Here is a 20,590-nt window from a genome sequence, read left to right on the forward strand (position 1 = left end):
TCATCGCGCGTGCCGAAAAAACGCGCTGTCGGCAAACAAGCGGTGGCCGCTGCGAAATGCCGGTCACTGACACGAACTGGCCGACCAGGTCGGCTGGTGGGACGGGCGTGCGCGTCCGCAGAGGTGGTTTACGCTCGCGTCAGCAACGGTGGGGGGATTAGCGCTCGGCACCGTCAGGGTCCTGGACTAGTATGGCTGCGCAGGTGAGCCGATCCAGTGCGGCAACGATCGATGCGCACGGTCGGGCACTCATCGAAATCGTGTCGGTTTGTGGAATTCACGAACGCTCTAAGGTGGCTGCAATGGCATACGACGTCGCCCGGGTGCGTGGGTTGCACCCCTCACTGGGCGACGGCTGGGTGCATTTCGACGCACAGCACGGGATGCTGCTGCCCGATGCCGTCGCCACGACGGTCTCCACCGCCTTCCGCGGCTCGATGTCGACGACCGTCGGACCACATCCGTCCGCCCGGCGCAGCGCCGCGGTGCTGCACGCCGCCCGCCAGGCCGTCGCCGATCTGGTCAACGGGGACCCGCGGGGTGTGGTGCTCGGCGCCGACCGCGCGCTGCTGCTGGCATCGCTGGCCGATGCCGCGTCGTCGCGGGTCGGGTTGGGCTACGAGGTCGTCGTCACGCGGCTCGACGACGAGGCGAACATCGCGCCCTGGCTGCGCGCGGCCAACCGCTACGGCGCCAAGATCAAGTGGGCCGAGGTCGACATCGAGACCGGTGAGCTGCCCGCCTGGCAGTGGGAGGGCCTGATCACCGGCCCGACGCGGCTGGTGGCCATCGGATCGGCTTCGTCGACCATCGGCACGGTGACCGACCTGCGTGCGGTGACCAAGCTGGTGCACGAGGTGGGCGGTCTGGTGGTGGTCGACCACTCGGCGGCCGCGCCGTACCGGCTGATCGACCTCGAGGAGATCGACGCCGACGTGGTGGCGCTCAACGCCGTCGCTTGGGGTGGGCCGCCGATCGGCGCGCTGGTCTTCCGGGATCCGTCGACCATCGACCAGTTCGGATCGGTGTCGCTGGACCCGTACGCGACCGGGCCCGCCCGGCTGGAGGTCGGTGTCCACCAGTTCGGCATGCTCGCCGGCCTGGTCGCCAGCATCGAATACCTGGCCGGCCTCGATGAGAACGCCACCGGCACCCGGCGGGAACGGCTGTCGCTGTCGATGCAGTCGGCCACGTCTTATATGAGCCGGCTGTTCGACTACCTGTTGATGTCGCTGCGCTCGCTGCCCCTGGTCATGGTCATCGGTCAGCCCGAGGTCCGCATCCCGGTGCTGAGCTTCGCGGTGCGCGACGTCCCGGCCGAGAAGGTGGTGCAGCGGCTCGCCGACAACGGCGTGCTGGCGATCGCGAACGCGAACTCCCGGGTGCTCGACGTCATCGGCGTCGACGACATCGGCGGCGCGGTGACGATCGGGCTGGCGCACTACACGACCGCCGCCGAGGTGGATCAGCTGGTGCGCGCCCTGGCGTCGCTGGGCTGATCAGTCGCGCACGCGCAGCAGGACCTTGCCCGACACCTCGCCGGAGTTCAGCAGTTCCTGAGCGGCTTGGGCTTCCTGCACCGGGAATTCCGCCCCGATGATCGGGCGCACCCGGCCGTCGGCGACCATCGGCCATACGTTCGCGACGACCTCGGCGACGATGTCGCTCTTGCCGCCCGGCCCCGCGACCGGACGTGAGCGCAGCGCGGTCGCCGTCACGCTGGCGCGTTTGCCCAGCAGCTTGCCGATGTTGAGTTCCCCTTTGACGCCGCCCTGCATGCCGATGATGACCAGGTGCCCGCCGGTGGCCAGCGCGTCGATGTTCCGGTCGAGGTACGCCGCGCCCATGATGTCGAGGATGACATCGGCGCCAGCGCCGTCGGTCTCGGCGCGGAGACGCTCGACGAAGTCCTCGTCGCGGTAGTTGATCGCCACCTCGGCGCCCAGTTCACGGCACAGGTCCAGTTTGTTGGCCGAGCCCGCGGTGACCGCGACGCGGCAGCCCAGCGCACGCGCCACCTGGACGGCGTGGGTGCCGATGCCGCTGGCCCCGCCGTGGACGAGCAGGACCTGCCCGGCCGCCAGCCCGGCCGTCATCACGACGTTCGACCACACCGTGCACGCCACTTCCGGCAGCGCGGCGGCGTAGGGGAGTTCCACCGAGTCCGGCACCGGCATCACCTGGTCGGCGGGCACGGTCACGTTTTCCGCGTATCCGCCGCCTGCCAGCAAAGCACACACCGGCTGCCCGACGGACCAGTCGGACACCCCGTCGGCGACTTCGCTGATGACACCGGAGACTTCGAGTCCCATGATGTCGCTGGCGCCTTTCGGGGGCGGATACTTGCCCGCGGCCTGCATCAGGTCCGCGCGGTTGATACCTGCGGCAACGACATCGATGCGGACCTCACCGGATTGAAGTGCGCGTTCGGGAACTTCCGTCCAAATCAGCTTCTCTGGGGACTCCGCAACGATCGCATGCATCATTTAAACCCTACCCCTGAGTACAGTTCGCTTCCCGGCAGCGGTTTCGTGTTCTACCATGGGCGGATGGAGGGGATGATCGGGGGGCGTACGGCGAGCGACATGCCGGGGCTCGACATTGCAGAACAGCGGTCCTGGCAAAATTTCCTGGACGCCGCGCTGAGGCTCTACGCAACGCTGAACAAGACGCTGGTCGAACAGCACCACTTGACGCTCAACGACGTCCGGTTGCTCGACATGCTGGACAAGTCGCCGACGGGCTCGGCACGTATGGGTGACCTCGCGGAGAAGCTGATGTCGTTGCCCAGTCGGGTGACGCGGCAGATCCGCCGGCTCGAGATGCAGGGCCTGGTGCGGCGGGGCGCCAGCCCGGACGACGGTCGCGGCGTGCTGGCGACGATCACCGATGACGGCCGCGCCCAGGTACGCGAGGCGATGGTCACCTACGGCGACGGCGTGCGGGCTCATTTCCTGGGCCGGCTGTCGCGGCCGCAGATCGCGGCGATGGGGGAGAACTGCCGCCGGGTGAGCGCGGCGATGCGGGCGGGCTCGGCGCCCGCCAGACTCGGCCGCGTGTAGCACCCACTACGCTGTTGCGCGGTGGCGTGGCAGAGCGGCCTAATGCACTCGCCTTGAAAGCGAGAGACGGCTAACACCGTCCGGGGGTTCAAATCCCTCCGCCACCGCTCATTCGCCGGTGAAATTCGGCGGCCGCGATCAGGTGGAGTTTCGATCGCGCCGACCAGGACACGAGGCTGTAGGACTCTTCTGGCCGTGCACCACCCGGTGCCTGCGTCCCCTGTGAGAATTGACCGATGGCTAGCCGCGCCGACTCCGACGAGCACTACGTCCTCGACCTGTGCGACGAGGTCCTCAGGATTCCGGGACATCGCCAGGCGAGGTTCGACTGGCTCCGCGGAGATCCGTCGCCTACACGGCCGCGTGGGGCGACGCTTCCCGTGGACGGGCACTGGCCGGACCTGGGACTCGTCGTCGAGTTCCAAGAGGAGCAGCACTCACAACCTTCGCCGTTCTTCGACCGGCGCCAGACCGTCTCCGGGATCGGCCGCGGCGAGCAGCGCCGGCTCTACGACGCACGCAAGCGCACGTTGATCCCCGAGCATGGGCTGCGACTCGTAGTGATCGAGAAGTCCGCCTTCACGGTGAGGTCGCGGCGGATCGCGCGTGACCGCACGAGGGACATCGCCGTTGTCCGTGAGCACCTCGATCCGGGATGAGACAAACGGGAAGGCGAGGCGACACAGCCGCTGTGAAAGTGGGGTAGGCGCGTTGCGGCTGTTCCGTGTCACGGTCAGTCCCAGACCGACCGCCACCCGTTCAGCCACGCCGCTTCGTCGTCAGGGTGCAGGCCAGACGGGCACATGCGGTGCCCGCTGTCTTCGCTCCACCCGAACCCCTCGCGGCGCACTTCGCGGGCTGCGTCGCGGCCGGCGATGAACGAAGCGGACTCGGCAAGGTCGTCGTAGATGCTCATGGCCGACATGGTGCTCGCGACCACCGACAACCGGCGCGCTTCACGCGTCGAACAGGTCAGCGGTGTGGGTAGTGGTCCGGCTCGTGACGTGCCACATGGGCGACACGTGACCGGGAATCAGAGCGCACATTCACGCCGCAGCTGCCTGGTCAGAGCTCTGTGACAGACCCCGCGCGCAGCGGAAACCGTTGGTGCCGCGAGCTTGAAAGCGAGAGACGGCTGAAACCGTCCGGGGGTTCAAATCCCTCCGCCACCGCTCATTCGCCGGTGAAGTTCGGCGGCCGCTTCTGGAACATCGCGGTGACGGCCTCGCCGAGATCCTTCGACGGCAGGAACGCCGAATTCCACGCCGCCACATAGCGCAGGCTTTCCGACACCCGGGCGATGCGCTGCTGATCGAGCACGTCCTTGACGCCCTGCACGGTCAGCGGCGGGTTCGCCGCGATGTCCTCGGCGGTGGCGCGCGCGGCGGCCAGCGAGGCCTCGGGATCGTCGAACACCTCGTTGACCAGGCCGATCTTCTCGGCGCGCGCCGCGTCGATGTCCTTACCCGTCAGTGCCAGCTCGCGCAGGTGCCCGTCGGTCAGGATCAGCGGCAGCCGGGCCAGGCTGCCCACGTCGGCCACGATCGCCAACTTCACCTCGCGCACCGAGAACTTGGCGTCGGCGCTGGCGTAGCGGATGTCCACCGCGCTGATCAGGTCCACCCCGCCGCCGATGCACCAGCCGTGCACCGAGGCGATCGTCGGGGTCCGGCAGTCGGCGACCGCGCTGATGGCGCCCTGCATCTTCTGCAGCCGCTTGTGGAAGTCGGCGCGCGACTTGGCGCCGGCGTCCAGACCGGGCAGCTCGGCGCCCATCGCGGCCAGGTCCAGCCCGTAGCTGAAGTTGCGGCCCGAGCCGGTGAGCACGATCGCCCGCACCTCGGGATCGGCGTCGAGGGAGCCGAACACGTCGGGCAGTTCGGCCCAGAACGCCGGCCCCATCGCGTTCCCCTTGCCGGGACCGATCAACGTCACCTGTGCGACGTGGCCGTCGACGCCGACGGTCACCGACTCGTATGTATCGCCCATAGGGCTGAGGCTAGCGGCCGACCAGGATCTCGCTGAGCCGGGCCGCGGGTAGGTATTCGCAGATCGCGTCGGCGAGCGTCTTGGCGACCACGGTCCGCTGGGAACCCATCCGACCGCTGCCCTCCTTCATCAGCTCGCCGATGATCGCGAGCTGCGCGTCCTCTTCGAGGGCGCCGTACTCCTTGCAGGTGACGGTCTGTGCGTCGGGGATCGGCGGACCCGGCTCGGTGGTCTGCGCGACGGTGCCGGTCACCGTCTGGGTACAGCCGGCGAGCAACCCCGCGCTCAGGAGTGCTCCCGCCGCCAGGCGTGCCGTCAGAGTCCTCGCATGCGTACCCATCTGGGCCACGATAGGCGCACCGCCACGTAACCTGAGCACCATGCGTAGCGACCTGCCGCAGGGACCCGACTCACCGCCGACCAACGAACTGCGCAGTGCCGAGCTCAGTCTCGGTGTGCTGCACCAGGTGGTGCGCGGAATCGCCCAGGACGATCTGGGCAAGCAGACGCCGTGCCGCGAATTCGACGTGGCGGGACTGACCGATCACCTGTTGAGGTCGATCACGCTGATCGGCGGCGCGGCCGGGGCGGAGATGCCCGAGCGGGATCCGTCGGAGTCGGTGGAACGTCAGGTGATCCTCGCCGCTCGGCCCGCACTCGACGCGTGGCACCGCCGCGGACTCGACGGCGCGATCGACGTCGGCGGCACCGAGATGCCGGCCACGGTGCTGGTCGGCATCCTGTCGCTCGAATTCCTCGTCCACGCATGGGATTACGCCGCCGCGACCGGCCGCGAGGTGCCCGCGCCCGATTCGTTGAGCGAGTACGTCCTCGGGCTGACGGAGAAGTTCCTGACGCCGGAGGGCCGCGTGCGGGCGGGCTTCGACGAGCCGGTGGAGGTGCCCGAGGACGCGCCGCCGCTGCAGCGGCTGTTGGCCTTCACCGGCCGCCGCGTCGAGGCTTAGACCCGCTCGAGGTAGAAGTAAAGGTGGCGGCCGGCCCCTGAGCTGAAGTCGAGGGCGCCCTTGCCGTTCATGATGCCCAGCAGGGTGTTGTCGTCGACCTTCTTGAAGTGGTCGTGCACGGGTGCGCCGTCGTAGACCATCGACGCGGTCACCTGGCCGCGGAACTCCTCCATCCAGAGGCTGGCTTCGCCCTTCATCGCCTCGGTGTTGGAGAATTTGTTGCCGTCGGCGTCCAGGCAGACCAGCGGTTTCGCGTCGGCCGCCGAGTGGAACGTCTTGCCGAACCAGTTGAGGCGCTCCATGAAGCCGTTCGCCTTATGACCGGTGTGGAACTCGCCGCCCTTCCACTCGCCGATCATGAAGTCGATGTCGACCGGTTCGAGCGTGGCCCAGAACTCGTCGAGTTCGGAGTCGGCGATGGTGTCGGTCCGGTCCTTGAGCTCGTCGAACCTCGTGCGGGTCATCGGTCTCCAATCCAGTTGCAGGCGAAGTCGAGAAACGCGTCGTTCTCGTGTGGTGCGGCGACGGTGACGCGCACGCCGTCCTCACCGTAGGGCCGTACCACCAACCGGTTCTCGGCTGCACGGCGGACGAAGTCGAGGGTGCGCTCGGCCAGTGGCAACCAGACGAAGTTGGCCTGCGACGGGGGCAGCGTGAACCCGGCGTCCCGCAGCGCGGCGGTGACGCGGGTGCGTTCGGCGACGACCTCGTCGGTGCGGGCGAGCAGTTCGTCCGCGGCGTCGATGGAAGCGATCGCGGCGGCCTGCGACACGGTGGTCGCGGAGAACGGGACGTAGACCTTGCCCAGCGCGGTGACGATGTCGGGGTCGGCCACGGCGTATCCGATGCGCAGCCCGGCCAGCCCGTAGGCCTTCGAAAACGTCCGCAACACCACGACATTCGGGTGCGACCGGACCAGCCCGAAGCTGTCGGGCAGCAGGTCGTCGCGGATGTACTCGACGTAGGCCTCGTCGAGCGCGATGAGGATGTGCGGCGGGACGGCCTCGACGAACCGGGCCAGCGCCTCGGGGTCGACGACGGTGCTGGTCGGGTTGTTCGGGTTGCACACGAAGATCAGCCGCGTGCGGTCGGTGACGGCGGCCAGCATCGCGTCGAGGTCGTGGGTGTGGTCGCGCAGCGGAACCTGCACCGGGGTGGCGCCCGCGGTGCGGACCTGCAGCGGGTAGATCTCGAAGCTGCGCCACCCGAACACCACTTCGTCGCCCACCGACGACGTGATCTGGATCAACTGCTGGCACAGGCTGACCGAGCCGCAGCCGACGGAGATCTGCTCGGGCGTGAAGGCCCCGCCGTCGAGGTGCTTGGCCAGGTGCTCGCGCAGTTCGAGGTAGCCGTTGTCGGGATAGCGGTTGATCTGGTCGGTTGCCTTCTCGATCGCCGCCCGCACGCTGGGCAGCGGGCCGTGCACGGTCTCGTTGCTGGCGATCTTGACGGCACCCGGAACCGTCTTACCCGGTGTGTAGGCCGGGATGTCGGCCAGTTCGGGGCGTAGGCGGGCGGTCACCCGACCAGCATAGGGTGGCCCATCGACCGCTTTGCTTCCACGGCCGACGGATGTGTAGGCTGTGCGACCGGCGGTAACGTCAGGAGGCGTGCCAGAGCGGCCGAATGGGACTCACTGCTAATGAGTTGTCCCCCTTACAGGGGACCGGAGGTTCAAATCCTCTCGCCTCCGCCGCGGCTGACTCGTCAGCCACGACTGAAGTACGACGGACAACTGAACACGGTAAGCGCCCGTAGCTCAACGGATAGAGCATCTGACTACGGATCAGAAGGTTAGGGGTTCGAATCCCTTCGGGCGCACTCAATACCAGCGCATATGCGTTTCAGCGGCTCAGCGGACACGCCCGTAGCTGACACTTTCCGGATACTTTCACTCTCACGTCTCGCCGACGAAGGCTTCCAGCGTTTCCCGTACGTCGGGGCCGCGGGTCTGGCGCTGCAAATAGTGCTTCTCGGTCGTGTCCAGCTTCGCGTGTGACAGTTGCTGTTGCGCCAACGCAGGCCCGTGAGCATCCCGCACGACAGTGGCAACCGTCCGTCGAAACGAGTGCGGCGTGATCCAGGCGAGGCTGTCAGGAAGCGCTGCGCGCAGAGCCCGACGCATGTTCGTCAGAGACATCCACCCGCCCAGACGGTTCGCGAATACCGGTCCGTCCGCAGCAGCTCCATCCTCTTTCAGTGTCAGCAGAGCGTCGACGCCGAACTGGGGGAGCACCACCGTGTGCTCCGGCGCCCCACCCTTGCGGAGATCCTGTCGGTGTAGCGGCATGCCCGCGATGCGACCGTGATCGATCAAGGTGCCCGTGATGGTAACGGTGGGAGGATCGCTGCTGAGATCTACGTCGGACCACCGCAGGGCCAACACCTCGTTCGGCCGGCCGCCGGTGGCCACCAGGAGATCGACGAACGGCAGTAGTAGGCGACCCGGTTGCGGTCCGGACCCCTGACGTTCCGCGTAGGCGCGCACCGCTGCCCGAACCTGATGAAATTCGTCCGCCGTGGCCGCCCGGGGAGAGATCGACGAGGTCTTAGTGACCTTCGCTTCCCTGATCGGGTTGACGCCGACAACATCGAATCCCACCGCGAGTGTGAACATTCCGCGCAGGACCATTCGGAGGCGCGTGGCCTGAGTAGTAGCGCCCATCAGCTTGAGGTGGGCATTGGCTCGACTGGTCGGCAGCTCTGTGACGGTGAGCGCGCCGAGCTGTTGAAGGCCATGCTTCTCCCAGACCGCCCTGTATTGATCGGCGGTCTGCTGGCTGATCCCGTCCTCGGCTGCCTTCGCCTCGATCCAGAGCTCGAAGATCTCGGCGAGAGTCGTCCGCTCCGTGATCGCTTGCCCAGACAGGGGTGTTCGGCGATGAGCGAGATGTCGCTGCAGAAGACGGCGCGCGTCCTCGATGGACTTATTACTTGACCGCTCTACTCGACGGCGCTTGCCGTCGGCATCACGTACGTACGTTGTCGCGAAGAATCGCCCGCCGCTGGACCTCTCAGCGATGCGGCCGTGCTCGCCGGGCTTCATTCGCTGTCTAGGCATGGCCGCGGGGGTAGGACAGCGGGAAGTTGAATTCGAACTCGTCGAATGTAGCGCCCGGGATCTCCCGCATCATCCGCTCGATCTGCCGGATGTGCGACACGTAATCGATCCGAGGCCAGGACTTCCCGTCAATGGGTTCACCACGTGCTGCCATCCTGGCCAGCGTCTGTTCCTGCCTCTTGGCGCTACGAATCATGCCCTCACGCTCACGGGATAGATGCAATAGTCGGGGCAGGTACTCCGGCGAGCCGGTGTCATCTTCGCCCGCGAACCAGCGGACAGCAGACAGAGCGGTTTCGACTTTCCCTGGGGTTCGCTCGACCTCTCCGTCAGGCAGATTCGGATAAAGCAGTGTCACTGGCGGAACCTCAAGTGCTGCAGCAATGATCAGAAGCTCGGCAACACTGAGAACCTCACCCCGGTGGCCAGAGTCCAACTTCGCGATCACGGTCGGGGAGATCCGATAGCCGAGCTCTTCCGTTCGTTCGCTGAGCCACCTCGCAGACCCATTCGCTCGGGCCGCCTTCGCAGCGCCACCAACCCGTCTGACAATCTCCGCCGCCCACGTCCGTACGGGCGCTTCACCCGACTCATCTTTCGCCACACGCAGAGTATACGGACTTTCTTGCGTCCGTAGAAAGCCGTGGTAGTCTTCGTCTCACGCAGATACGAACCAATACTCTGCGCAATACGAAGAAAGGGTCGAAATGTCAGCACCTCTGGCGGACCGAGCCAACGCTCAGTTGCACGGCGTGGAATCGGTGATGGTCAGGCTCGGCGTAGGGAGAAGCAAGGTCTTCGAACTCATGGCCAGCGGCGAATTGCGCAGTGTGAGAGTTGGCCGTAGACGGCTGGTCTCGGAGGCAGCCATCAATGAGTTCATCAACAAGATCGACGACGGCGCTGCCTGATGCGGGACTTGCCGCAGCAAGATCACTGCGACCTCGGGTTGGTCGACGACGACCAGACCCCGGATATGCGAAAGGCCCCGGTTGCAGCCGAGGCCCTTCGGAGAAACGACCACCCAGCAGTCACCACAACCACGAAGGAGATCTAGACATGAGTGTAAACACTTCATCCGCGAAGCGGACAAATACCGCCATCGATCAGCGGTTGGACACGATTGTCAACTTAATCGACCGGGTGCGCCTGGACCTTAACGGCATCCTCCGAGAGTCGCTGCAGGACGCGCCGCTGTTCGCGGTTTCCGATGTCGTGGCCGGGCTGGGCCACTTGCGGCAGGCCGCCGCGTTCATCGACCGTGCGTCCGATGTCCTCGAAGCCGAGGGAATCCGGCGATGAGCACCCGTCGACAGGCACTCTGCTGCGAGTGCGGCAACACCCGCACCTGCGAGCGCCCACGGAATTACCGCATGGAGAACTACTGGTTCAACTATCCGATCAACAACGACTGGCACCGGGAGGTTGGTGATCTCAAGTGCTCGGCGTGCGGTCGGATAACCCGTCACGCGTTGTTGAATCCGGCGAACGACAGCTACTACCGGGACCACGCTGAGGTCCTGCAGCAGCTCGCACTGGGGTTCAGCAACAACGGTCACTTCTCCGAAGAGCGACTCTCCGATATCCGGCGCGCGTACCGGCAGGCATTTCCACGCAATCCGTTCACCCGCCACAAGTGGTGGAGGTCCGACGAGGACGCCGCCCGTGCGGCCGGCCACACGCAGTTCCCGGCCATGTGCGGCGAGATGCTCGACGTGCCCGAGAAGCGGTACCCGGGCGGAGATGTGACTGAACTGAGAGCTCCCAGCCAAATCAACGATCTCGACGAACTGAACTTTGAACGACTCGATGTCGAGACCGGGATGTATTGGGATGTTGGCGATTGCGTCAATTGCCTCGCATACCGCAACGCCTGGTTGGTGAACAAGCGACGGGAAGAACTCAAGTACCTGTTTATCAAGATGGCCGCTTCCACAGAGAGTCTCGATGCCGCCCAGGTCCAGAAGATCTGGAGCGTACTGCAGGAGATCCCCTGTGACCGTTGACCGTAATAGCGAATCAGCTAATACCGACGAGGAGACCCCCGCCAGCACCGGCGGGGGCACTCCCGCGTCCCGACAGGTCAATTGGTTTGAGACCTTCCGGTACGCCAGCAGGATCGCCGCCGAGCACGGTGTCGTACTCAATCATCGTGCTCTTCCCGTCGCGGGGACGTTGCAGTGGTGCGGCATGGCAGACAACGACGCGCGCAAGTTGTTGTCGCTCATCCTCGGCGGTGTCCGGGAGGCTCTGACCAACGACGCCCGCCAGGAAGCGATTGCCGACGCCGGACGCGAGATCTCGACCGCCGCGCCCTGGTCCCGGATCGCTCAACAACAACTCGAACGTGCCCGGTGGGAAGAAGCGCACCCCTGGGCACGTCAGTACGGAAAGGGCGACGCCGCCTGATGACCACCGACGAGTTCTTCAACAGCACACCCGAACTGCGGACGATCCACCAGTGGGCACGCGCACGATTCGCCGCACCATGGGCAGTCTTCGGGGCCACGCTGCTGCGGGTATCGGCTAGCACCGGCCCCGAGGTCCAGTTGCCAGGCATCATCGGTGGCCGCGCATCCCTGAACCTGCTGGCTGCGTTCGTCAGTGCCAGCGGGGGCGGGAAAGGGATCAGCGACAAGGTCAGTCGGCTGGCGTGGCCGGCGCCCATCATCGAGCGCCCGATTGGGTCCGGTGAAGGTATCGCCGCGTTGTTCGCCCCACCGAAGAAAGAGGGCGCTGAACGGGTTACCCGCGCCATCATCAACGTCACCGAGATCGACACGCTGGCTGGTATCGCGTCCCGGCAGGGTTCCATCCTGCTGGCCCAACTGAAGGCGATGGCGATGGGCGAGCTGTTGGGGCAGTCCAACGCCTCGGAGGCAACATCACGTGTGGTGCAACCCCATACCTACCGGTGCTGTCTTTCGGTGGGCGCTCAGCCCGGTCACACGAGCGTGATATTCGGTGACACCACCGGCGGCACGCCGCAGCGATTCCTGTGGTTCCCTACCGTCGACCCGGATATGCCCGACAGTGCGGCCGACGACCCGGAACCGCTCAACACCAATCTGCCGGTCTGGGCTCGCGGGTCGGCCGAGGTGGTGGAGATCCAGTACGGCCCCGAGGAGATCGCCCGCACGGTGATTCAGGCGCATCTCGCCCGCCAGCGCGGAGAGGCGCACGCCCTCGACGGACACGCGGTGCTCACCCGATTGAAGGTGGCCGCCACGCTGGCGATCATGCATCACCGGTCGGTGGTGTCTGATCTCGACTGGCAGCTGTCCGAGGAAGTGATGGCAGTGTCGGATCGCACCCGCGATTGGATCGTCGAGCAGGCTCAGCAGGCTGCTCGAGCAAGGGTCCGTGATCGGGCGATCGCTCGTGCCGCCGGGGAAGAGTTCTACGAGTCGAGTCGCCTCGAGACGGTGAAGCGGAGCATCCATCGGATGTTGGACCGGGATGGCGAGCAGGCCGGAAGTGACCTTCGGCGGCGTCTCGGTACCCGCGAAAAGCGGGACCTTTTCGATCAGGCTATGAGTTTGCTGGAACATGAGGGCATCGTCAGTTCAGTGCCAGGTCAGATCAAGGGTGTTCGATACCGCTTAAGTGGTCACGGTGACCACGGTGGTCACCCCCCATATCCGCAGGTCAACAGCGGTGACCAGGCTAGTCACGGTGACCACTCAGATAACGTCACAGACCTCGATACCCGCAGGTGGCACGATCCGAGAAAACCGAAGCCGTCAGCCCGCGAGTGGTTCGAAGAACACATCCAACAGCTCCGAGAGGAGGGGCATACGACCGCAACATCGTTTGCTGTCTACGAAGCTGGAATGGCTGCCGGGCACAGTAAGAGCACCCTTGCTCAGGCTGCCAGCGCCCACCCCGAGGTGACGGTGATCGACCGCTCCCGTGGTACCGCAACGTGGTCCATCGTCCCTGGGGAGCAAGGTGCTTACGTGCCTGCGTCAGCGTGGGTCACCCGGTACCTCGACAACCTCCCCGAGGGGACCACGGTCGTCGATCAAGCACACTTCCGCGCCGCTGCCATCGCCGCGGGATACGACCACTCCACCGCTCGCACCGTCCTGCACAAGTCGGATCGGATCGTCTCGGAGCCGGCAGTTGGCAACGCCGTCAACAACAGGATCTGGCGCATCGTCAAAGACGACGACGGGGAACGAAGCGCATGATCGATCGACGGGTGCTGCTTGTCCATGAGCCCGAGAGCGGTGAGCGGCTGATGTCCGCGACGGCGGTCGCCCTGCTGATGGGTGTGCCGGTCGCCGAAGTTGAACAGGTGTGGGATACGTCAGTGGGACCGGCATGTCTGCCGGCGGAGTGGATCAAGGCGGGTAAGCGCCGTTCGGCGGAGGCGCGCGCTCACACTGGTGGAACGTCGGCCGCCATCGCCCTGGCGTACTGGGCGCGCAAGGACTTCGGCGCGGAGATTGAGTTCGATGAGAACACCCGCGAGGTCTGGTTGGTGACGCCGTGACTCGCCCTCCTGTTCAGCACTTCGCGGGGGCGGTCCTGTTGCAGGGTCAGGCATTGCAGGATGCGTACTACCTCGTGTCGGCGGGGATTCGCGCCGCCTCACGTAACGGGTATCCGACACAGCGGTTCGAGGAGATCCGTAGGGCGATACGCGCCGCCGATATGGCGCTGCGACGCCACGGCGACGTCGTTTCCATTGCGTCGCAGTCAGACTGGGGTAGTGATGACGAGTCCGCGGTCGACCCTATCGACACCGCCGAGGCTGCCCGAATACTTGGGCTGTCGCTTCGTAGCTGTCAGCGTCTGGCCCACGCCGGCCTCGGGCGCCGGGTTGGTGGCCGATGGGTGCTTGATCGCGGACTCGTCGTCGCCGAAGCCGCAGCACGAAAGGAATCTGCATGATGGCCGAACCAGCCGACGATAGTTACCCGGAGGCGTGGACCCCTCCGCACGTGCGGGAGATGCGGGCGGTGAGCGAGGCTGTCGAGCAGTACGTGGCCAACCTCTCCGACGAGCAGTTCGCCGACCTCGCGGCCCGGACCCGGCCGGGGGTGGTGTGATGCGAATCAACCCCATGTTGACCGACATCACCCACGTGCGCCGGCTGATGGACGCGGTCACCGAATGTGGTGTCACCCCACCGGAATCGCTGTCCTCGGTGCTCGACGGGCTCGACACCCTCACCGGCGCTACGGCGATCAGTGACCCGACGCAGGCGTTGATCCGGGCGGCGTTCGACGGTGGCGCCCCGGCGGCGGAGAAGAGTCTCGCGGAGTTCGCGGTGGCCGAGCTGGTCGCCGAGAAACGCAAAGGGCTGCGCGGCGTCATCGACCCGGCGTTCACTCAGGAGTTCTGCGACCGCCTCGAAGCCGGTGGTGCTGACGAGATCCTCGACATTCTGCGACCGGCGTTCGATGATGCGGTCGCGGTGATCGCTGACGCGCAGCGGATGGTGGACGTGACCGCCGACGCGCAGACCGTGATGGATGAGGCCAGCGCCGAGCAGCTCGCCGCCTGGCAGTCGATTCCGGGCGCTGTCGCCAAGCTCGACCAGATTGCCTCCGTCGCTGGGTCGTTCGGACCGAAGGCGCAGTCCTTCTCGCTCGTCGCCCCGCCGCACGGCCTCGAGTTCGGGTGGGCGCAGAACAACGCGGTGATGTGCTCGGCCGGCGACCTGATCAACGACTCCCGCGCCTTCGCGATGGCGGGTAACCAGCCGCGCCAATCCGCGTGGCTGCGGGTCGCACCGCGGCTCAACACCATCGCTGAAGCCCGTGAACGGGTCCGCGCCTACGCCGAATCCGCCTGGGCGTCGATGAACGGACACGCCAAACGGGGCCGACTCACCGACACGGGCGACGTGGCATGGGATCCGGTGCGCAACCCCTTCGCACTGGCCAACAAGTAGGGAGCAGCCCGTGGCCTCAATCGCGGACATTTTTGTCAGTGTCATACCGGAGACCAGTCGGGTCGCCAGCGGTGTCCGCGAGGTGTTCCGCGATATCGACCGCGAGGCGTATCAGGCGGGGCAGCGGTGGGGGCGCGAGATGGAGCGCGGCATGGGCCGTCCCCGGATCGGGGCCGATACCCGCCCAGGCGAACGTGACGTCGATGAGTTCAAACGGAAGGTCGACAAGACCCGCGCTTCGGTCAAAGTCGATGTCGATAAATCCGGGTTCGACGCGGCGGCCACGTCGCTGCGGAACTTGTCTACGAACTACAAAGCCGTCGGGCTTGCCAGCGCGGCCATTGCTTCGCCCACGGCGATCGCGGGCACCGTTTCGGTGGTGTCCCAACTGTCTGGCGTCCTCGGTCTGATTCCGGCCGCTGCGGGTGCAGCCGGGTTGGCGATCGGATCGCTCAAGGTCGCCACCGCAGGTTTCAGCGATGCGGTCAAAGAGGTCCGTGACCCAGAGAAGTTCGCCGAGGCGATCGGCAAGCTGTCACCGAACGCACAGCAGGCCGCCACCGCCATTCAGGGGATGCTGCCCGCGCTCGACCAACTCAAGTTCACCGTCCAAGACGCGTTCTTCGCCGGGTTCGGGCAGCAGTTGCAGCAGTTGTCCTCGAGCTATCTGCCGATGTTCCAGACCACCATGAGCAAAATCGCGGCGTCGGCCAACAGTGCGATGACCGAGGTGTCGCAGCAGTTGCAAACCCCGGCGATGCAGGGCGACATCGCGACGATGGGCGGCGTCATGGCCGTCGCGTTCGACAAACTCTCCGGGGCGCTCGCACCGATCGTGTCGTCGTTCGTGGACATCGGCCTGGTGGGTTCGGGGTTCCTGCCGCAACTCGCGGACGGCGCCGCCCGTGCGGCTGAAGCGTTCTCGCAGTTCGTCGGCGAGGCCCGCGCCTCGGGGGACATGCAAGCGTGGATCGAAGGTGGCATCGCCGGGTTCAAGCAACTGGGCGACATCATCGGCAACATCGGTGGGATCCTCGGTGGCTTCGCGTCTGCAGCCCCCGAAGGTGGTGGGCCGCTGGGGATGCTGCAGAGCCTCACCCAGGTCGCCAACGATTTCGTCAACTCCCCGGCAGGTCAGGGTGCGCTGACCTCGTGGATGACGGCCCTGCGGGACACCATGTCTGCGCTCGCCCCCGCAGCCGGCGCGTTCCTTCAGGCCATCGCCCCCATCGGCGGGATAGTCGGCACCGCGCTCGTCACCACCGTGGAGGCCATCGCCCCGGCGCTCACGTCGTGGTTCAACGCCATGCAACCGGTCGTGCAGCAGCTCTCGGGCGCGTTGACGCCGGTCGTCCAGGCCCTCGGCCCCGTCCTCGAGCAGATGGCCAGCGTCCTTGCCGGGCAGATGGTTTCGGGCATTCAAACCATCTTGCCCGTCCTGATTCCGTTCGTGCAGCAGTGGGGTCAGGCGCTGACCTCGATCATGCCGCTGTTGCCGTCACTGCTGCAGCTAGCCATGAGCGCGCTACCCATGGTGCAGCAGGCCGTCGCGGTCATCCTGCCCCCGATGACGCAGTGGATGAGTTTGATGGCCAACCTCGGCAACCTGGTCATCCCTCCGTTGAATGCAGCCATCACCACCATGTCGACGGTGTGGCAGGCCAGCTTCGGCACGATGCAGAACGTGGTGTCCACCGCGTGGAACGTCATGCAACCGGTGTTCAACGCCATCAAAACCGCGATCGACGGATTGTTGGGCCCGCTCGACGAGATCATCGGACTCGCTAGCCGGCTGCCCGGTGTGCAGTCCGCTATCGGCACCATCAAAGGCGTAGCGGGAGCGGCCACAACACCAGGCGCCATCCCCGGCGCAACCACCATTCCGGGACTCCCGGCCGCCTCCACCAAGCCGGCGGGTACCTACCGCACCCGCGACGGACAGATCAGGACCATTCCCCGCGGCACCGCGCCCATCGCCCCCATCGCCGGTGTCCCGACGACGCAGTTGCCGATCCCGCCGGTGTCGACGTACGTCGCGCCGGTGACCAGTTCGGGCGGAGGCAGCGGCTCGTCGACCGCTTCGAAGCCTCAGTTCAGTGACGCCAACCTGGTGCCGAACGCGGCCCGCCTCAACGACCTCATCGCCGAGCAGTTCCCGCAGATCCGCGAGATCGGCGGCTACCGCGCGAATGGCGGCGGGTCCAACGACCACCCCTCCGGCCGCGCACTGGACATCATGATCCCCGACTGGGACACCCCCGAAGGCAAGGCCCTCGGCGACCAGATCAACCAGTGGCTGCACCAGAACTCTGATCAGTTGGGTATCGACTCCACCATCTGGCAGGACTTCTGGGCACCCGTCACCGGAGGCGGTAAGCGCCTCGGCCGCCAAGGCGCCAACGAAGGCCACTACAACCACATCCACGCCAAGGTCAGCGACAAGCCCGCAAGCGGCACCTACACCTCGCCGCTGTCGGCGACGTACCCCGACACCACCGAATACACCGCCTACGACCCGATGGGCTCCACCTACGACACCACCGGAGATAAGTCGCTTCGCGACGCACAGCAGAAGGTGGACGACAAGTCCTTCGCCATCGAGCAGGCGCAACGCAAACTCGACGAACTCCCCGGCGACGCCAGCGGCTCGCAGCGCGCCCAACGGGAACGCGCACTCGCCAACGCCAAACGCGAACACGCTGATGCCCTCGAAGATCTCGCTGCCGCGCAGGGGAAGTACAACGAGAAGGCCGCTGCTGACCCGAGCGCGAAGGGCGGGAATTCGGACTTCAAGAGCCTTGGCTCCGACCTCGTCTCCGGGATGTTCGAAGTCCTCGGCATCGGGGACATCTTCAAAGACCCCACCCAGTTCGGCCTGTTCAAGATCGCCAAAGCCGTCATGGGTCTCGACATCAACACCGGAGCGGCCGGCGGCGAAGGCAGCGGCATGTTCCCCGGCGGCGGCGGTGGCGGTGGGGGATTGACGAGCCTGTTGTCCAACATCCCCGGAGCTATGGGCGCACTCAACATCGCCGGAAGCCCCGACGCCCCCACACCCTTCATGCCCTCCATGCCCCAAGCAGGCGGAGGCGGAGTCGTCCTGCCCGGCAACATGATGGCCTCACCGTTCAGCCCCACCGGCGCCAACAGCGCAGCCGGGCCAGGCAACCAACCACAGATCGACCAAAGCGTCACCATCAACGGCGCCCGCTTCGGCTACTCCCAAACCCAAGTCCAAGACCAGATCCGCAACACCCACCTATCCCAAGCCCGCGTGCCCCTCCGCACCCTGCCCACCCAGTAGGAGCCACCAGTGAGTCGACAGACCCGGATCAACAAGGAGCTCCGCGGCCAACTCCGCAGGGGGCAGCGGTGACAGGCGATCTCGGCTTCATCCTCGCTTACCCAACCCGGGCAAGCCGCCCCGCACTATCCTCACGGAAGGTCGCCTGCGCGCGCGCATACTTCTTTCCAGACGTTTCTCTTCCTCCGGCCGCGCCGCCCGCAGTTTGCGCTCAAGTCGCTCGACCTCTTTCTCGTACCATGCGACGACAGCTTCTACCTCTCTGTCCTGCTCGGCCGCCCAGTCTTCCCAGAGTTGCGACAGCCACGCTGGCAGCAACTTCTCACACTTCGGACACACACTCTGCGGGCGAAATGAAGTCTGCTCTAGAGGCTGATCAAACGGGTGGCCGCACAGTGCGTGATCGTCACGCCCGAGCCGATAGTCCCAATGGTGAACCGGCGCCGGCCTCGGCTCGTCTCGAATGTAGAAGTACGGCCACTCCATGGCGCGACGATACGACCGCCACCGTCTGTGGCGGCACGAATCCGCAGATCGCGGCCAGGGGTGGGGGGTGGCTCGCCTCCGGATCCCAGCGGCCACCCTACGGGCATAGCGTCTGCCACAGCGCGCATCGCATCGTGAAATCCCACGGGTCTAGCGGCGAAAGTGCTGCTCAAGCGGTGTTGGAGGTGTCGTGAGAACGCCCATAACGGCCGGTAAACGGCTCATAAACGCTCTTTCCGAGGCTTTAGAGGCCGGTATGGAGTGGACAGAAGCCGAGGAAGCGACGCTCGGGTTGATCGAATCGGCGGCTGATCGGGTGGCGATTCTGAAGCGGTTGTTCGACACCGAGGTGGAGAAGCCGGAGGTGTCGACCCGGCGGGTGACGGAGTTGTCGGCGGAGATCCGGCAGCATGAAGCGAACATCCAGAAGTGGGTTTCGGTCCTGGATCCGTATATGAGCCGGCAGCCGAAGTCGAAGCAGCATCAGTCGGCGGCGCACTCGAGGTGGCATGGTGGCGCGGCTTAAGCACCGCGGCAACGAGGTCGGGCTGCGGGAGTACCTGCTCGAGGAAGCCATCTACTTGCGCAATCTGTATGGGCACATCGATGGCTGTTGGGAGCCGCTGGCGATCCCGGTGGATCAGCTCGTGGGCCGTGAGCGGTACGGCTTCTATCGATACGAACTGCCTGGTGATCACCCGCTGCGACGGGCCGGCGAACTCCGTGACCGCCTGGTGCTCACCGAGGACGACCAGCTGTTGTCAGCGTGACTTCTTTAAGCGAGATAACGACTTAATCAGCCTTTCCACTTCAGGGGACTCGGGCTCGCGCCGCAGGGCTTGATCTACGAGCCCACGGTCGGGGTGTCTAAAGCGTTCTGGGTTCTTGAGGTGGTTGTGCTGGCGGTTGAGAACCATGAACAGGGATGTATTGGGGTCCTCGTCGGTGTCTCCGTGAAGTTCGCACAACTCGACGGTCTCGGGTCCGTACAGCTCAACCAGGCGACGCCTGACGAGCTTCTTGCGGACGACGCCCAACTGTTCGGCTGAAGTGAGGAATGCGCCACACACTGTGATGTCGTCGGTGTGAAACAAGTTCCGGTCGTCGTCTCTGCTCATCGAACTGCGGGCGTGCGCTTGATACTTGCGTACGTCGGAGAGCAGCCTGCCTGCGCGTTCGTTGATCTGCTCGCGGGCGTTGAGCTTGTTCGCGCCACGTTGCTGTCTGCCAGCAACATGGGGGGCGGCGACCCACGACGCTATCGCGCCGGCGAGTGCGCCGGCACCCGCAGAGGCGAGTGTGGTCCAGGTGTCGATAGCCATCAGGGTGCAGTGACGCGCTTCTGGGCTGTCCTGTTCAGCGGGTCCTTAATGGCCATGCGTCAACGTTGCTCGGATCGAATTACCCGCGCCTCGAGCTCCTTCACCGCTTCGTAGAGGGCCTTGACGACGAAGGTTGATTTGATGTCACCTGTCTTCGCCTCGTCCCAGACGGCGGCCGCCAGGGGGAGTTCGTCGGGCCGGTCGCCCCACGGGTGCGGGGGTTCGTAGTTGCCGTAGTGAGTGGTCTGCACCATGTTCATGACGCTGAACGTACAAGCCGACGACGAAGGGCGCGCTGGAAGCGTTCAGGCGGTCTCGCCGGCTACAACGTTCTGAACCGGCGAGACCTTGACGAGCAACGAATGGTGCACCACTCATCTCGCCCGGGAAAACCGATGCCCCAGCAGGCCGCCGGCCAAACAAAATGCCGAACGTACATTCCAGCTACGACGCCCACCGGATCCCCTCAACAGCCCCTCTAGCCGCCCGCTCG

The 20,590-nt window shown here is 65.7% G+C and carries 26 protein-coding genes and 3 tRNA genes; 19 read left to right on the top strand and 10 right to left on the bottom strand.

Translation table 11 applies throughout. The features are described 5' to 3' along the window. The first annotated feature begins 302 nt into the window (after positions 1–302). A complete protein-coding gene (locus G6N30_RS22905) occupies positions 303–1,499 on the top strand; it encodes a cysteine desulfurase-like protein (RefSeq protein ID WP_134057177.1) in 1,197 nt (398 codons plus the stop codon). Here G6N30_RS22905 and G6N30_RS22910 read toward each other — a convergent pair whose 3' ends face one another. Then, entirely contained in the window at positions 1,500–2,483 is a 984-nt protein-coding gene (locus G6N30_RS22910) for an NAD(P)H-quinone oxidoreductase (protein ID WP_134057175.1), read from the bottom strand. Positions 2,484–2,549: 66 nt separating this feature from the next. Between G6N30_RS22910 and G6N30_RS22915 the strand changes: the two genes are divergently transcribed. The 3 genes from G6N30_RS22915 (at position 2,550) to G6N30_RS22925 (ending at position 3,721) form a co-directional block, all read left to right on the top strand. Continuing rightward, positions 2,550–3,062 (top strand): MarR family winged helix-turn-helix transcriptional regulator, encoded by a 513-nt coding sequence (locus G6N30_RS22915; protein ID WP_134057173.1) that lies wholly within the window; start codon positions 2,550–2,552, stop codon positions 3,060–3,062. Positions 3,063–3,082: 20 nt separating this feature from the next. Beyond that, positions 3,083–3,169 (top strand) — tRNA-Ser (locus tag G6N30_RS22920). 129 nt (positions 3,170–3,298) lie between these two features. Continuing rightward, positions 3,299–3,721: a hypothetical protein gene (locus G6N30_RS22925; RefSeq protein ID WP_134057172.1), complete on the top strand. Its 423-nt coding sequence runs from the start codon at positions 3,299–3,301 to the stop codon at positions 3,719–3,721. 74 nt (positions 3,722–3,795) lie between these two features. Here G6N30_RS22925 and G6N30_RS22930 read toward each other — a convergent pair whose 3' ends face one another. From G6N30_RS22930 to G6N30_RS22940, 3 genes are all read right to left on the bottom strand, one after another. Then, a complete protein-coding gene (locus G6N30_RS22930) occupies positions 3,796–3,978 on the bottom strand; it encodes a hypothetical protein (protein WP_134057170.1) in 183 nt (60 codons plus the stop codon). A gap of 257 nt (positions 3,979–4,235) precedes the next feature. Next, on the bottom strand, positions 4,236–5,051 hold the full coding sequence (locus G6N30_RS22935; RefSeq protein WP_134057168.1) for a crotonase/enoyl-CoA hydratase family protein: 816 nt from the start codon (positions 5,049–5,051) through the stop codon (positions 4,236–4,238). 10 nt (positions 5,052–5,061) lie between these two features. Beyond that, a complete protein-coding gene (locus tag G6N30_RS22940; RefSeq protein WP_234880234.1) occupies positions 5,062–5,391 on the bottom strand; it encodes a hypothetical protein in 330 nt (109 codons plus the stop codon). Between the two features lie 40 nt (positions 5,392–5,431). Between G6N30_RS22940 and G6N30_RS22945 the strand changes: the two genes are divergently transcribed. Continuing rightward, entirely contained in the window at positions 5,432–6,016 is a 585-nt protein-coding gene (locus G6N30_RS22945; RefSeq protein WP_134057164.1) for a TIGR03086 family metal-binding protein, read from the top strand. Here G6N30_RS22945 and G6N30_RS22950 read toward each other — a convergent pair. Together G6N30_RS22950 and G6N30_RS22955 are read right to left on the bottom strand one after the other, a co-directional pair. Then, entirely contained in the window at positions 6,013–6,480 is a 468-nt protein-coding gene (locus G6N30_RS22950; protein WP_134057162.1) for a DUF4334 domain-containing protein, read from the bottom strand. The two genes, G6N30_RS22945 and G6N30_RS22950, sit on opposite strands and share 4 nt — an antisense overlap. Beyond that, complete coding sequence (locus G6N30_RS22955; protein ID WP_134057160.1) at positions 6,477–7,541, bottom strand: pyridoxal phosphate-dependent aminotransferase; 1,065 nt, start codon at positions 7,539–7,541, stop codon at positions 6,477–6,479. Before G6N30_RS22955 ends, G6N30_RS22950 begins: the two co-directional genes overlap by 4 nt. A gap of 82 nt (positions 7,542–7,623) precedes the next feature. On the opposite strand from G6N30_RS22955, the gene G6N30_RS22960 reads away from it, so the two are divergent. Continuing rightward, a tRNA-Ser gene (locus tag G6N30_RS22960) sits at positions 7,624–7,712 on the top strand. Positions 7,713–7,767: 55 nt separating this feature from the next. Further along, a tRNA-Arg gene (locus tag G6N30_RS22965) sits at positions 7,768–7,840 on the top strand. A 76-nt stretch (positions 7,841–7,916) separates the two neighbouring features. On the opposite strand, the gene G6N30_RS22970 is transcribed toward G6N30_RS22965, so the two are convergent. Together G6N30_RS22970 and G6N30_RS22975 are read right to left on the bottom strand one after the other, a co-directional pair. Further along, positions 7,917–9,080 (bottom strand): tyrosine-type recombinase/integrase, encoded by a 1,164-nt coding sequence (locus G6N30_RS22970; RefSeq protein ID WP_134057158.1) that lies wholly within the window; start codon positions 9,078–9,080, stop codon positions 7,917–7,919. Beyond that, complete coding sequence (locus tag G6N30_RS22975; protein WP_134057156.1) at positions 9,073–9,684, bottom strand: hypothetical protein; 612 nt, start codon at positions 9,682–9,684, stop codon at positions 9,073–9,075. Before G6N30_RS22975 ends, G6N30_RS22970 begins: the two co-directional genes overlap by 8 nt. 103 nt (positions 9,685–9,787) lie before the next feature. Here G6N30_RS22975 and G6N30_RS22980 point away from each other — a divergent pair, with 103 nt between their 5' ends. From G6N30_RS22980 to G6N30_RS23035, 12 genes are all read left to right on the top strand, one after another. Continuing rightward, positions 9,788–9,991: an excisionase family DNA-binding protein gene (locus tag G6N30_RS22980; RefSeq protein ID WP_134057154.1), complete on the top strand. Its 204-nt coding sequence runs from the start codon at positions 9,788–9,790 to the stop codon at positions 9,989–9,991. A 148-nt stretch (positions 9,992–10,139) separates the two neighbouring features. Continuing rightward, positions 10,140–10,382: a hypothetical protein gene (locus tag G6N30_RS22985; protein WP_134057152.1), complete on the top strand. Its 243-nt coding sequence runs from the start codon at positions 10,140–10,142 to the stop codon at positions 10,380–10,382. Positions 10,383–10,453: 71 nt separating this feature from the next. Continuing rightward, positions 10,454–11,086 carry a hypothetical protein gene (locus G6N30_RS22990; protein ID WP_134057151.1) on the top strand — a complete coding sequence of 211 codons (633 nt, stop codon included), beginning with the start codon at positions 10,454–10,456 and terminating at the stop codon, positions 11,084–11,086. Next, a complete protein-coding gene (locus G6N30_RS22995) occupies positions 11,076–11,489 on the top strand; it encodes a DUF2742 domain-containing protein (RefSeq protein ID WP_163687754.1) in 414 nt (137 codons plus the stop codon). Before G6N30_RS22990 ends, G6N30_RS22995 begins: the two co-directional genes overlap by 11 nt. After that, positions 11,489–13,273: a hypothetical protein gene (locus G6N30_RS23000; RefSeq protein ID WP_134057147.1), complete on the top strand. Its 1,785-nt coding sequence runs from the start codon at positions 11,489–11,491 to the stop codon at positions 13,271–13,273. Before G6N30_RS22995 ends, G6N30_RS23000 begins: the two co-directional genes overlap by 1 nt. Then, entirely contained in the window at positions 13,270–13,578 is a 309-nt protein-coding gene (locus G6N30_RS23005) for a hypothetical protein (RefSeq protein WP_134057145.1), read from the top strand. The genes G6N30_RS23000 and G6N30_RS23005 overlap by 4 nt, the downstream gene beginning before the upstream one ends. Next, positions 13,575–13,979 (top strand): hypothetical protein, encoded by a 405-nt coding sequence (locus G6N30_RS23010; protein WP_134057143.1) that lies wholly within the window; start codon positions 13,575–13,577, stop codon positions 13,977–13,979. The genes G6N30_RS23005 and G6N30_RS23010 overlap by 4 nt, the downstream gene beginning before the upstream one ends. Beyond that, positions 13,976–14,137: a hypothetical protein gene (locus G6N30_RS23015; protein ID WP_163687757.1), complete on the top strand. Its 162-nt coding sequence runs from the start codon at positions 13,976–13,978 to the stop codon at positions 14,135–14,137. The genes G6N30_RS23010 and G6N30_RS23015 overlap by 4 nt, the downstream gene beginning before the upstream one ends. After that, a complete protein-coding gene (locus G6N30_RS23020; RefSeq protein ID WP_134057142.1) occupies positions 14,137–14,985 on the top strand; it encodes a hypothetical protein in 849 nt (282 codons plus the stop codon). Before G6N30_RS23015 ends, G6N30_RS23020 begins: the two co-directional genes overlap by 1 nt. 10 nt (positions 14,986–14,995) lie before the next feature. Continuing rightward, entirely contained in the window at positions 14,996–18,289 is a 3,294-nt protein-coding gene (locus G6N30_RS23025; protein ID WP_134057140.1) for a phage tail protein, read from the top strand. Between the two features lie 676 nt (positions 18,290–18,965). Next, positions 18,966–19,301 carry a hypothetical protein gene (locus G6N30_RS23030; RefSeq protein ID WP_134057138.1) on the top strand — a complete coding sequence of 112 codons (336 nt, stop codon included), beginning with the start codon at positions 18,966–18,968 and terminating at the stop codon, positions 19,299–19,301. Then, positions 19,285–19,545: a hypothetical protein gene (locus tag G6N30_RS23035; RefSeq protein ID WP_134057136.1), complete on the top strand. Its 261-nt coding sequence runs from the start codon at positions 19,285–19,287 to the stop codon at positions 19,543–19,545. Before G6N30_RS23030 ends, G6N30_RS23035 begins: the two co-directional genes overlap by 17 nt. Here G6N30_RS23035 and G6N30_RS23040 read toward each other — a convergent pair. Both G6N30_RS23040 and G6N30_RS23045 read right to left on the bottom strand, forming a co-directional pair. Further along, on the bottom strand, positions 19,537–20,097 hold the full coding sequence (locus G6N30_RS23040) for a hypothetical protein (RefSeq protein ID WP_134057134.1): 561 nt from the start codon (positions 20,095–20,097) through the stop codon (positions 19,537–19,539). The two genes, G6N30_RS23035 and G6N30_RS23040, sit on opposite strands and share 9 nt — an antisense overlap. Positions 20,098–20,156: 59 nt before the next feature. Beyond that, a complete protein-coding gene (locus G6N30_RS23045; RefSeq protein WP_234880233.1) occupies positions 20,157–20,357 on the bottom strand; it encodes a hypothetical protein in 201 nt (66 codons plus the stop codon). Between the last annotated feature and the right edge of the window lie 233 nt (positions 20,358–20,590).

The organism is Mycolicibacterium litorale, assembly GCF_010731695.1.
Taxonomy (GTDB): domain Bacteria; phylum Actinomycetota; class Actinomycetes; order Mycobacteriales; family Mycobacteriaceae; genus Mycobacterium; species Mycobacterium litorale.